Source organism: Mycobacterium neumannii (assembly GCF_002245615.1).
In the GTDB taxonomy this organism is placed as follows: domain Bacteria; phylum Actinomycetota; class Actinomycetes; order Mycobacteriales; family Mycobacteriaceae; genus Mycobacterium; species Mycobacterium neumannii_A.
Genome location: NZ_NKCO01000023.1, coordinates 1 through 12889 on the forward strand (window position 1 = coordinate 1; position 12889 = coordinate 12889).

11 protein-coding genes are annotated in these 12889 nt (G+C 66.3%); all 11 read left to right on the forward strand.

The genetic code is table 11. The features are described 5' to 3' along the window. Window positions 1–7 precede the first annotated feature (7 nt). The 11 genes from CEX88_RS21055 to CEX88_RS21105 all read left to right on the forward strand — a co-directional run bounded on the left by CEX88_RS21055 (window position 8) and on the right by CEX88_RS21105 (window position 12876). Complete coding sequence (locus tag CEX88_RS21055) at window positions 8–1201, forward strand: MCE family protein (protein WP_094295039.1); 1194 nt, start codon at window positions 8–10, stop codon at window positions 1199–1201. Then, on the forward strand, window positions 1198–2229 hold the full coding sequence (locus tag CEX88_RS21060; RefSeq protein WP_094294970.1) for a virulence factor Mce family protein: 1032 nt from the start codon (window positions 1198–1200) through the stop codon (window positions 2227–2229). Before CEX88_RS21055 ends, CEX88_RS21060 begins: the two co-directional genes overlap by 4 nt. Beyond that, on the forward strand, window positions 2226–3794 hold the full coding sequence (locus CEX88_RS21065) for a virulence factor Mce family protein (protein WP_094294971.1): 1569 nt from the start codon (window positions 2226–2228) through the stop codon (window positions 3792–3794). Before CEX88_RS21060 ends, CEX88_RS21065 begins: the two co-directional genes overlap by 4 nt. Before the next feature lie 11 nt (window positions 3795–3805). Then, window positions 3806–5437 (forward strand): virulence factor Mce family protein, encoded by a 1632-nt coding sequence (locus CEX88_RS21070; protein ID WP_094294972.1) that lies wholly within the window; start codon window positions 3806–3808, stop codon window positions 5435–5437. Then, complete coding sequence (locus CEX88_RS21075; RefSeq protein WP_420799238.1) at window positions 5437–6588, forward strand: MCE family protein; 1152 nt, start codon at window positions 5437–5439, stop codon at window positions 6586–6588. The genes CEX88_RS21070 and CEX88_RS21075 overlap by 1 nt, the downstream gene beginning before the upstream one ends. A 3-nt stretch (window positions 6589–6591) precedes the next feature. Beyond that, entirely contained in the window at window positions 6592–8157 is a 1566-nt protein-coding gene (locus tag CEX88_RS21080) for an MCE family protein (protein ID WP_094294974.1), read from the forward strand. A 121-nt stretch (window positions 8158–8278) separates the two neighbouring features. Beyond that, window positions 8279–9844: an MCE family protein gene (locus CEX88_RS21085; protein WP_094294975.1), complete on the forward strand. Its 1566-nt coding sequence runs from the start codon at window positions 8279–8281 to the stop codon at window positions 9842–9844. After that, window positions 9814–10455, forward strand: a complete 642-nt coding sequence (locus tag CEX88_RS21090; protein WP_094294976.1) for a hypothetical protein — start codon at window positions 9814–9816, stop codon at window positions 10453–10455. Before CEX88_RS21085 ends, CEX88_RS21090 begins: the two co-directional genes overlap by 31 nt. Beyond that, complete coding sequence (locus CEX88_RS21095) at window positions 10452–11426, forward strand: RDD family protein (RefSeq protein ID WP_094294977.1); 975 nt, start codon at window positions 10452–10454, stop codon at window positions 11424–11426. Before CEX88_RS21090 ends, CEX88_RS21095 begins: the two co-directional genes overlap by 4 nt. Continuing rightward, window positions 11423–11974 (forward strand): mammalian cell entry protein, encoded by a 552-nt coding sequence (locus tag CEX88_RS21100; protein ID WP_094294978.1) that lies wholly within the window; start codon window positions 11423–11425, stop codon window positions 11972–11974. The genes CEX88_RS21095 and CEX88_RS21100 overlap by 4 nt, the downstream gene beginning before the upstream one ends. Then, window positions 11941–12876: a prolipoprotein diacylglyceryl transferase gene (locus CEX88_RS21105; protein ID WP_094294979.1), complete on the forward strand. Its 936-nt coding sequence runs from the start codon at window positions 11941–11943 to the stop codon at window positions 12874–12876. Before CEX88_RS21100 ends, CEX88_RS21105 begins: the two co-directional genes overlap by 34 nt. Window positions 12877–12889 lie beyond the last annotated feature (13 nt).

The window sequence follows — 12889 nt, forward strand, 5'->3', positions numbered from 1 at the left end:
GCGTCAGGTGTGTATAGGAGACGGCTACAAGCTGGCCGGTCTGGTGCTGAGCCTGCTGGCAGTCGTCGGGCTGGTGCTGGTGTACATGCAGTTCCGCGGCGACTTCCTGCCGCGCGAACAGCTGACGATCATCTCCGCGCGGTCGGGCCTGTCCATGGATCCCGGCGCCAAGGTCACCTTCAACGGCGTCGAGATCGGCCGAGTGGCCGATGTCCAAGCCGTCAACGTCGGCGATGAGCCGAAGGCCAAGATCCTGCTCGACGTAGACCCGAAATACCTCGAGTTGATCCCGAAGAACGTCGACGCCAGCATCGATGCGACCACCGTGTTCGGCAACAAGTACATCAACTTCTCGTCGCCGGAAAACCCGACATCGCAACGCATCACGTCGTCGGACGTGATCGACGTGACCACCGTGACGACGGAGTTCAACACCTTGTTCGAAACGGTCGTGTCGCTCTCTGAGCAGGTCGACCCGATCAAGTTGAACCAGACTCTGAGCGCGACGGCGGAGGCGCTCGACGGGCTGGGCGATCGCTTCGGCCAGTCGATCATCAACGGCAACGAGATCCTCACCGACGTCAACGCCAGGATGCCCGAGCTCGCGCGGGACAACCGGCTGCTGGCCGACCTCGGCGAGGTGTACGCCGACGCGGCGCCCGACCTGTTCGACGGGTTGGAGAACGCGGTCACCACCGCTCGCACGCTCAACGAGCAGCAGGGCAACATCGACCAGGCATTGATGGCCGCCGTCGGGTTCGGCAATACTGGCGGCGACGTCTTCGAGCGCGGGGGCCCATACCTGCTGCGAGGCGCCGAGGACCTCGTCATCACCTCCGAGCTGCTCGACGAGTACAGCCCCGCGCTGTACTGCATGATCCGCAACTACCACGACGCCGAGCCCAAGGTCGCGGCGTCGCTCGGCGGCAATGGTTACTCGCTGAGGACGCTGTCGGAGTTGATGGGCGCCGGCAACCCGTGGGTGTACCCGGACAACCTGCCCCGCGTGAACGCCAAGGGCGGTCCGGAAGGCCGGCCCGGCTGCTGGCAGCCGATCACGCGTGATCTGTGGCCGGCGCCGTACCTGGTCATGGACACCGGTGCGTCGATCGCGCCGTACAACCACTTCGAGTTGGGCCAACCGCTCCTGATCGAGTACGTCTGGGGTCGCCAAATCGGGGAGAACACGATCAACCCATGAAAATCACCGGTACCGCCATCAAGCTCGGCGCCTTCTCACTGGTGCTGCTGCTGTTCACCGCGATCATCGTGGTGGTGTTCGGCCAGGTGCGCTTCGACCGCACCACCGGCTACACCGCGATCTTCTCGAGCGCCAGCGGCCTTCGCTCCGGACAGTTCGTCCGCGCTTCGGGTGTAGAGGTCGGCAAGGTGTCGAAGGTCGAGCTGACCAACGGCGGTACCCAGGCCAAGGTCGAGTTCGACGTCGACCGGTCGCTGCCCTTGTTCGAGGGCACCACCGCCTCGGTGCGCTATCTGAACCTGATCGGCGACCGGTACCTGGAACTCAAGCGCGGCGACAGTGACAAGCGGATGCCCGCCGGCGCCACCATCCCGATCGAGCGCACCCATCCCGCGCTGGATCTCGACGCGCTGATCGGCGGGTTCCGGCCGGTGTTCCGGGCGCTGGATCCCGAGAAGGTCAACGAGATCGCCCATTCGATCATCACCGTCTTCCAGGGTCAGGGCGGCACCATCAACGACATCCTCGACCAGACGGCCTCGCTGACCTCGGCGCTGGCCGACCGTGACCAGGCCATCGGCGAGGTCATCAGGAACCTCAACACCGTGCTGGACACCACCGTCAGGCACCAGTCGGAGTTGGACCAGACCGTGCAGGACTTCGAAAAGCTGATCACCGGCTTGAAGAACCGCGCGGATCCGGTCGCCAGCTCGGTGGCCGACATCAGCGACGCGGCGGGAACCGTCGCCGATCTGCTCGCCGACAACCGGCCGCTGCTGCAGAGCACCGTCGGTCACCTCGAGGCCGTGCAGCAGCCGCTGGTGGACCAGAGGGAGCAGTTGAACGACATCCTCACCAGGCTGCCGACGGCGTTCAAGATCATCGGGCGCGCCGGCGGCATCTACGGCGACTTCTTCAACTTCTACGCCTGCGACATCTCGCTTCGCCTCAACGGGCTCCAGCCGGGTGGCCCCGTCCGGACTGTCAAACTGTTCAGCCAGCCGTCGGGTAGGTGCACGCCGCAATGAGGACGCTCGAAGGGTCGAACCGGGTCCGTGGTGGCCTGATGGGCATCATCATCCTGATCATCGTGATCGGGGTGGGGCAGAGCTTCGCCAGCGTGCCCATGCTGTTCGCGACACCCACCTATTACGCGGAGTTCTCCGACACCGGCGGCATCACCAAGGGCGACAAGGTGCGCATCGCGGGCGTCGACGTCGGCCTCGTGCGCGACATGGAGATCGCGGGCGACAGGGTCAGGATCGGCTTCTCGCTCGACGGCACGCAGATCGGCACGGCCAGCCGCGCCGCGATCCGCACCGACACCATCCTCGGCCGCCGCAACATCGAGATCGAGCCGCGCGGATCCGATCCGCTGCGTGCCAACGGCGTGCTTCCGCTCGGCCAGACCACGACGCCGTATCAGATTTACGACGCGTTCTTCGACGTCACCAAGGCTGCTTCCGATTGGGACACCCAGACGGTGCGCGAATCGCTGAACGTGCTCTCGGAGACCATCGACCAGACCTATCCGCACCTGAGCGCCGCGCTCGACGGGGTGGCCCGCTTCTCCGACACCATCGGCAAGCGCGATGAGGACATCAAGAAGCTGCTGGCCAACGCCAACAAGATCGCAGGCATTCTCGGTAGCCGCAGCGAACAGATCAACCGTCTGCTGGTCAACGCCCAGACGCTGCTCGGCGCCATCAACGAGCGCCAGTACGCGGTCAGCATGCTGCTCGAGCGGGTCGGTGCGTTCTCCGAACAGGTCAAGGGCTTCATCGACGACAACCCGAACCTCAACAGGGTGCTCGAACAGTTGCGCGTCGTCAGCGACGTGTTGAAGGAGCGCCGATTCGACCTGATGGACACGCTCGTCACCACCGCCAGCTTCGTGGCGTCGCTGGGTGAAGCGGTCGCATCGGGTCCGTACTTCAAGGTGATGCTCGTCAACCTGCTCCCGGGCCAGATCCTGCAGCCGTTCGTGGACGCCGCCTTCAAGAAGCGCGGGATCGACCCGGAGAAGTTCTGGCGCGATGCGGGCCTGCCCGCGTGGCGGTTCCCGGACCCGAACGCGCAGGGCTTCGAGAACGGCGCCCCGCCGCCGGGACCCGCCGTGCTCGAGGGCACCCCGGAGAACCCGGGACCCGGTGTGCTGAAGGGATCGCCTTGTTCGTATACGCCACCGGCCGACGGTCTTCCGCGGCCCGGCGACCCACTGCCGTGTGCGGACCTTTCCGTGGGTCCGTTCGGTGGACCCGTATACGGTCCGCCCAACGTGGCGACCTCGGATCCGAACGTGCACGGTCCGCAGCCGTCGCCGGGTGTGCCCGCCGCGGCCATCCCGGGCCAGATCCCGCCGAACGTGCCCGGTGCGCACGGCCAGCTTCCGCCCGCACCGCCGGGTGCCCGCACCGTGCCCGTCGGCCCGATGCCCCCGCAACCGCCGGACTTCACCCCCGGTATCGCCCCGCTGCCACCGGCGCTGCCCGCGCCTGCGGTGCCGGGACCAGGACAACAGCTGGCACCCGCGGGCCAGCCGCCGCTTCCAGGGAATCCACCGTTCCTTCCGCCGGGATCGCAGCAGGGTTAGGGGGTTAGCAGATGTCGACGATCTTCAACGTCCGAAACCTGAAGCTGCCCGCGGTTTCCCGCGCGACCGTCATCATCGGCGCGTTGATCGTGGTGCTGGCGCTGGTGGCCGCCTTCGTCGGTTACAACCTGTACAAGAAGCTGACGACCAACGCCGTCACCGCCTACTTCAGCGACACCCTTGCGCTGTATCCCGGCGACAAGGTGACGATCATGGGTGTGCAGGTCGGGCAGATCGACTCGATCCAGCCCGCGGGCGACCGCATGAAGGTCACGTTCCATTACGAGAACAAGTTCAAGGTGCCCGCCAACGCGACCGCGTCGATCCTGAACCCGAGCCTGGTGGCGTCGCGCAACATCCAGTTGTCCCCGCCCTACACCGGCGGGCCGGTGCTGGAGGACGGGGCGACCATCCCGATCGACCGCACCCAGGTGCCGGTCGAGTACGACGAACTGCGCGACTCGATCAACCGCATCCTGACCGATCTGGGTCCGACACCGGAACAACCGAAGGGTCCGTTCGGCGACATCATCGAGTCGGCCGCCGACGGCTTCGCCGGGAAGGGCAAGCAACTCAACGCGACGCTGAACAACCTCTCGGAGGCGTTGTTCGCGCTGAACGAGGGCCGCGACGACTTCTTCGGCGTCGTCAAGAGCCTGGCGCTGTTCGTCAATGCGCTGCACCAGAGCGATCAGCAGTTCGTCGCCCTGAACAACGACCTCGCCGAGTTCACGAACGCGTTCACCAACACCGACCGGGAGGTCGCCAACGCGCTGCAGGACCTCGACCAGCTGTTGACCACCACGCGGGCGTTCCTCGACGAGAACGCCGAGGTGCTGACCCATGACATCAACAACCTGGCCGACGTGACCAACGCGATCCTTCAGCCCGAGCCGCGCAACGGCCTGGAGACCGCGCTGCACGTGTTCCCCAACCTCGGGGCGAACCTGATGAACATCGTCTCCCCGGTCACCGGTGGTGTCATGGGCATCCCCGTCATCAACAACTTCGCCAACCCGCTGCAGTTCGTCTGCAGCTCGATCCAAGCGGGTAGCCGACTGGGGTATCAGGAGTCGGCGGAGATGTGTGCGCAGTACCTGGCGCCGATCCTCGACGCGATCAAGTTCAACTTCCCGCCGTTCGGCGTGAACCAGTTCGCCTCGGCGATGACGCTGCCCAAGCACATCGCGTACTCCGAGCCGCGGCTGCAGCCGCATCCGGGATACAAGGACACCACTGTCCCGGGCATCTGGTCGCGCGACACCTTGTTCTCGCACGGCAACCACGAACCGGGCTGGGTCGCCGCGCCGGGCATGCAGGGCGTCGACGTGCAACCCTTCACGGCCAACATGATGACCCCGGAGTGCCTCGCGGAACTGCTGGGCGGGCCCGATTGCGCGGTCCCGGGGGCGCCGCCGGCATTCGGCACCACCCGCGACGGCAACCTGCCCGGCCCGCCGAATGCGTTCGACCAGAACAACCCGCTGCCCCCACCGTGGTACCCGCAGCCCGGTCCGCCACCGCCGCCGGCGCCCGGTGTGATCCCGGGCGATCCGGGTGGGTCGCCACTGGCAGGCCCCGCGCCTGCCCCCGCCGCCCCAGCGCCTGCGGGACCACCGCTACCAGCAGAGGCAGGTAGATGATGATCGCGCACAAGTGGAGAAGGTTCGCCCGTCGCGCCATCGCACTGAGCGCGATCGCGCTGGTGCTCAGTTCGTGCAGTTCCTGGAAGGGAATCGCGAACGTGCCGCTGCCGGGCGGCCCGGGCACGGGCCCGGACAGCACGACCATCTACGTGCAGATGCCGGACACCTTGGCGCTCAACGTCAACAGCCGCGTGCGCGTGGCCGACGTCTATGTCGGCCGCGTCCGTGCCATCGAACTGAAGAACTGGGTCGCGACGCTGACCCTGGATCTGCAGCCCGACATCGAGTTGCCCAAGAACGCACTGGCCCGCATCGGCCAAACCAGCCTCTTGGGTTCACAGCACGTCGAGTTGGAACCCCCGCCGAACCCGTCACCGGAACCGTTGCGCGACGGCGACACCATCCCACTCGCGAATGCGTCGGCCTACCCCTCCACCGAACGCGTGCTCGCCAGCATCGCGTCCATCCTGCAGGGCGGCGGAGTGCAGAACCTCGAGGTCATCCAGACCGAGATCTTCAACGTGCTCAACGGTCGGGCCGACCAGATCCGCGAGTTCCTGAACAAGCTGGACACGTTCACCGACGAACTGAACAAGCAGCGCCAGGACATCACCCGCGCGATCGATTCCACCGACCGGTTGCTGTCGGTCGTCGCGCAGCGCAACGACACCCTCGACCGCGTCCTGACCGAGTTCCCGCCGCTGATAAAGCATTTCGCGGACACCCGCGACCTGTTCGCCGACGCCGTCGAGGCGCTCGGGCGCATCAGCCGGGCGACCAACGACTACCTGGGACCGGCCAGCGACGACCTGAACAGAAACCTGGCCGCCCTGCAGCGACCGCTCAAGCAACTGGGCCGGGCTTCGCCGTACCTGATCGGAGCGCTGAAGTTGATGCTCACCGCGCCGTTCTCGATCGAGAACGTGCCGAAGGTCGTGCGTGGCGACTACCTCAACGTGTCGCTGATGGTCGACCTGACACTGTCCGCGGTCGACAACGGCATCCTGTCCGGCACCGGAGTCTCGGGCATGCTGCGTGCACTCGAGCAGGCCTGGGGTCGTGATCCGGCGACGATGATCCCGGATGTGAGGTTCACCCCGAACCCGCACAACGCTCCGAACGGTCCGTTGGTGGAACGTGGTGAATGACCCGTGCTGACCAGATTCATCAAGTTCCAATTGGTGCTGTTCGCCATCTTGACCGTGGTCGCGTTGGTGGTGCTGGGGTGGTACTACCTGCGCATCCCGTCGCTGATGGGGATCGGGCAGTACGAGCTGCGGGCTGAGCTGCCGCGTTCGGGTGGTCTGTATGCGACGGCCAACGTCACCTACCGCGGCACCCAGATCGGCAAGGTCACCTCGGTGGAGCCGACCGAGCGCGGTGCGGTGGCCGTGATGATGATTGAGGATCGCTACAAGATTCCCGCTGATGCGACGGCGAACGTGCATTCGGTGTCGGCGATCGGCGAGCAGTACCTGGACCTGGTCTCCACGGGGAGCCCCGGCCAGTATTTGGCGCCGGGCTCGACGATCACCGAGAGCACGGTGCCCAGCGAGGTGGGCCCGGCCCTGGATGCGGCGAACCGGGGTCTTGCGGTGTTGCCGAAGGAGAAGATCGACAGGCTACTGACCGAAACCTCGGAGGCGGTCGGTGGTTTGGGTCCTGCGCTGCAGCGGTTGGTGGATTCGACGACCCATATCGCGGAGGGTTTTCAGCAGAACCTGCCGCAGGTCAACGACATCATCGAGAACGTCGGGCCGATCCTGGACAGCCAGGTGCAGTCCGGTGACAACATCGAGCAGTGGTCGCGCAATCTGAACGTGATCGCCGCGCAGGCCGCCGAGCAGGATCCGGCATTGCGCAGTGGGCTGCAGCAGGCCGCGCCGACGCTGGATCAGGTCAACGCGGTCTTCGGTGGGGTGCGTGAGTCGCTTCCGCAGACGCTGGCGAATCTGACGATCGTCATCGACATGCTCAAGCGCTACAACAAGGGCGTCGAGCAGGTCCTTGTCGTCTGGCCCCAGGGCGCGGCAATGAATCAGGCCGGCACGCTGTTCGAAGACCTCGGCCAGTTGCCGCTGGCGTTGTCGATCAACCAGCCCCCGCCGTGTTTGACCGGCTTTCTGCCGGCCTCCGAATGGCGTTCACCGGCCGACACCAGCCCGGCGCCGTTGCCCAAGGGCACGTACTGCAAGATCCCGAAGGACTACCAGGCCAACGTGGTTCGCGGTGCACGCAACTATCCGTGCGTCGACGTGCCGGGTAAGCGCGCGGCCACGCCGGAGGAGTGCCGCAGCGAGGAACCGTACGTGCCGCTGGGGACCAACCCGTGGTACGGCGACCCGAACCAGGTTCTGTCGTGCCCGGCGCCGGGAGCGCGCTGCGACCAGGGGGTGAACCCCGGGCGCGGGGTAATGCAGGCGCCGTCGGTCAACAGCGGTAGGAACCCGGCACCGGCCAGCGACCTGCCGCCGCCGAATTCGACTGCCCCGGTGAGTGATCCGCTCACTCCACCGGGACAGGGCAGCGTGACCTGCAGTGGGCAGCAGCCCAACCCGTGCGTCTACACCCCGGCGCCGGGTCCGCCCGGTTCCTCAGCGGTCTATAGTCCGACCAGCGGTCAAATCGTCGGCCCGGATGGCGTGAAGTACAACGTCAACAACACGGGCACACCCGGAGATGACGGGTGGAAGGAGATGCTGGCACCCGCCAGCTGAGATGGCCAGTCGTCCTAGCGCCAACACTGGTCGGCGTGACCGGGCGAGGACCGATGTCTTGGGGACGGTGCACGCATTCGGCGCTCACCGCTGCGACGGTTCAAGGGTGGGGTGATGAGTCATGCTGACCAGGTTCATCAAGATTCAGCTGGTGTTGTTCGTGATCTTGACCGTGGTCGCGTTGGTGGTGCTGGGGTGGTACTACCTGCGCATCCCGTCGCTGATGGGGATCGGGCAGTACGAGCTGCGGGCTGAGCTGCCGCGTTCGGGTGGTCTGTATGCGACGGCCAACGTCACCTACCGCGGCACCCAGATCGGCAAGGTCACCTCGGTGGAGCCGACCGAGCGCGGTGCGGTGGCCGTGATGATGATTGAGGATCGCTACAAGATTCCCGCTGATGCGACGGCGAACGTGCATTCGGTGTCGGCGATCGGCGAGCAGTACCTGGACCTGGTCTCCACGGGGAGCCCCGGCCAGTATTTGGCGCCGGGCTCGACGATCACCGAGAGCACGGTGCCCAGCGAGGTGGGCCCGGCCCTGGATGCGGCGAACCGGGGTCTTGCGGTGTTGCCGAAGGAGAAGATCGACAGGCTACTGACCGAAACCTCGGAGGCGGTCGGTGGTTTGGGTCCTGCGCTGCAGCGGTTGGTGGATTCGACGACCCATATCGCGGAGGGTTTTCAGCAGAACCTGCCGCAGGTCAACGACATCATCGAGAACGTCGGGCCGATCCTGGACAGCCAGGTGCAGTCCGGTGACAACATCGAGCAGTGGTCGCGCAATCTGAACGTGATCGCCGCGCAGGCCGCCGAGCAGGATCCGGCATTGCGCAGTGGGCTGCAGCAGGCCGCGCCGACGCTGGATCAGGTCAACGCGGTCTTCGGTGGGGTGCGTGAGTCGCTTCCGCAGACGCTGGCGAACCTGACGATCGTCATCGACATGCTCAAGCGGTACCACAAAGGGCTCGAACAGGTCCTGGTGATGTTGCCGCAGGGTTCATCGGTCGCCCAGGCGGGTCTGCTGTTCGAAGACGTCGGCCAGTTGCCGCTGGCGTTGTCGATCAACCAGCCCCCGCCGTGTCTGACCGGCTTTCTACCCGCCTCCGAATGGCGCGCACCGGCCGACGTCTCGATGGCGCCGCTGCCCAAGGGCACGTACTGCAAGATTCCGAAAGACTTTCAGGCCAACGTGGTTCGCGGAGCCCGCAACTATCCGTGCGTCGACGTGCCGGGTAAGCGAGCGGCCACCCCGCAGGAGTGCCGCAGCGACGAACCGTACGTGCCGCTGGGGACCAACCCGTGGTACGGCGACCCGAACCAGGTCCTGTCGTGCCCGGCGCCGGGAGCGCGCTGCGACCAGGGCGTGAACCCCGGGCGTGGTGTGATCCAAGCCCCCTCGATCAACAACGGCATGAACCCGGCACCGGCCGGCGACCTGCCGCCGCCCCGGGTCACAGCGCCGGTCAGCGACCCGTTGTCCCCGCCGGGACAGGGCAGCGTGACCTGCAGTGGACAGCAACCCAACCCGTGCATCTACACTCCGGCACCAGGGCCACCCGGTTCCTCAGCGGTCTACAGCCCAGCCGGCGGGCAGGTGGTCGGACCCGACGGCGTGAGATACAACGTCAGCAACTCGAGCAACCCAGGAGATGACGGATGGAAGGAGATGCTGGCACCCGCCGGCTGAACCCCACCGATGCTGATGAGACGCCAGAGGAGCCGTTAGCAGTATCTGCAGACAGCGCACCCGCGCAGGACCCGGACACCGTAGAACATGAGGCCGCACCTCGCCGCCCGTCCAGGATCGGGCGCGGGATGGCCACCGGCATCTGCGCAGCGCTGGTGCTGTTGGCCGGCGCAGGCGGCGTCGCGGGATACCTGTTGTTCCGCAACGATCAGAAGGTCGCGGCCGCCGACCGCGCCGAGGCCGCCGCTGTGCAGGCGGCGAAGGACTGCGTGTCGGCGACGCACGCTCCCGACACCGCCGCCATGACGGCCGCGCAGTCCAAGATCATCGAATGCTCGACGGGTGACTTCGCCGTGCAGTCCTCGCTGTACGCCGGCGTGCTGGCCGAGGCCTATCAGGCGGCTCAGGTCCAGGTGCAGGTATCGGATATGCGTGCCGCCGTGGAGAAGCACAACGACGACGGAACGTTCGACGTCCTGGTCGCGGTGCGGGTCAAGGTGACCAACTCCGACATCGCCGATCAGGAGCAGGGATATCGCCTGCGGGTGAAGATGGCGCCCGACGACGAAGGCTCCTACAAGATCGCCAAACTCGACCAGGTCACCTCGTGACGTCCCTGATCGAAGCGCCTCCGGACTCGACGGGCACCGACGTGGCCGTCGACGAGCCGACAGCGCCCTGGTCGGCGAGGGCCGGCGCATTCGCCGTCGACGTCCTCATCGGGCTCGCCGTGGTGACGACGCTGGCGCTGGTGTCGCTCACCGCACCGCAGCGCAGCCCGCTGTGGTGGGGATATCTGGTGGCGATGGGGATGGTCGTGCTGACGATGGCGGTCAATCGCCTCGTACTGCCGACCGTCCTGGGTTTCTCGCTGGGGCGTGCCGTCTTCGGTATCGCGGTTGAGAAGCGCGACGGTTCGCCGCCGGGAGTGTGGCGTCTGCTGCTGCGCGACGTCGCACACCTGCTCGATACCGCAGCATTGTTCATCGGGTGGCTGTGGCCGCTGTGGGATCGGCGCCGCCGCACCTTCGCCGACCTCCTGCTGCGCACCGAGGTGCGTCCGGTGCCGCCGCCGGAGCGCAACGTCCGCAAGCTCACCGCTGTCGTGCTGATTGCCGCCACGCTGGCCTGCGCGACGGCCGTCGCAGTGAACTACTTGGTGGTGTACCGACACGAGCGTGCGGTCGAGCAGACCAGACAGCAGATCGCCGAACAGGGCCCGCGGATTGTCGAGCAGATGCTGAGCTTCAAGAGCGACACCATGCAGCAGGACTTCAAGCGGGCCCAATCGCTGACCACCGACGGCTACCGGCAGCAGTTGATCGAGCAGCAGAAGGCCGGACAGAGCGCAGGTGTCACCTCCAACGAGTACTGGGCGGTCAGCAGCGCGGTGCTCGAAGCGACACCGGACACCGCAGAGATGCTGCTGGCGCTCCAGGGCCAGCGGGGCGATAACCCCAATGAGCTGAAGTTCATCACCGCCACCGTGCAGGCCGAGTTCGCCAAATCAGGTGACGGCCAGTGGCGCATCGCCAACCTCACCGTGCTCAAGCGGCCGCAGATGACTGCACAGGGCCGATGAGTCCGCGGCGCAGAGTCGACGCCGACGAGCGGGACTTCTTCGAGGTGGAACCGGAGCCACCGCACCGCTGGGGGCTGCCGATCATCGCCGCCGTGGCGTCACTTCTGATGGTTGGCGCGATCGCGGCGGGATCTCTGATGTTGGTCAGCCACGAGAAGAATCGCCGCACGGTCGCCAACGACCACGCCGCGCTGGTGTACGTCAGCGAGTTCATGACCGACTACACGTCGTTGGACCCCTTCAACGCCAACGCCTATGTGGAACGCATCCTGGCGCAGGGTACGGGCGACTTCGCCAAGACGTTCAAGGAGAAGCAGAACGAAATCCTGATCCAGGTCGCGCAGGCGGAGCCCACCAGCGGATCCGTACTGGCCGCGGGTGTGCAGCGGTGGAACGACAACGGCAGCGCCGACATTTTGGTCGCGACCAAGGTCTCCGCCAAAGGGCCGGACGGCAAGTCGACAGTCGAGAGCGGAAGTCGTTGGATAGCAACGGCTATCAAGGAAGGACAGCAGTGGAAGATCAGCCAGCTGATCCAGGTGATCTGACCACCGGACCCTCGGCGGAATCCACCCCGGCGCCGCGACGGCGGCGGTGGTCCCTCCTCCGCCGCAGGCATAAGGAATCGGCCGAAGCCGCAGCAGATTCCGGCGCGGCGCAGGAGGCGGCGACCGCAGCGGATACGCCCGCACCCCAGCCGGTCGGCAAAGCGAAACGCCGGGGACGGACGAGCGTCGAGACAACGGACGACAAGACCGTCGACACTTCCGCGGAGGAGGTAGCCGCCTCGGAACCCGAAGAGGCCGAAACGGAAACGGTCGCCTCGGAATTGGTCGCCACAGAACCCGAAGCTGCCGAGACCGAAGCCGTCGAGCCCGACCCAAGCGACGAGCCCGCTGTCGTGCCACAGGAGGTGCGCTTCGTCCCGCACCGGCCCGCGGGCAAGCGGCTCATCGCGGCGATGGTGGCGGCCGCCGTGTTGTTCGTCGGTGCGGCCGCGTTCGCCGCGTCGACCCTGCAGCCCTACTTGTCGGAGCGAGCCGAGATCAACACCAAACTCGACGTCGCTCGCACCGCCGCCAGTGCGATCTCCACGCTGTGGACCTACACGCCGGACAACATGGAGACGTTGCCGGAGCGGTCGGCGGCGTTCCTCGGTGGCGACTTCGCCTACGAATACCGCAAGTACATCGACGCGATCGTCGCGACGAACAAACAGGCGCAGGTCACCAACACCACGCAGGTAATGGGCGCGGCGGTGGAGACGCTGACCCCCGACGAGGCCACCGCGATCGTCTACACCAACTCGGTGGCGACCAGCCCGATGAGCAAGAACATCCCCTCGCTGCGCTACCTGTCCTACCGGTTGACGATGGAACGCCGCGATGCGAAGTGGCTGATCACGAACATGTCGACCATCACGTCGCTGGACCTGACACCGCAGCTGTAGTCGGGAAGTTGAC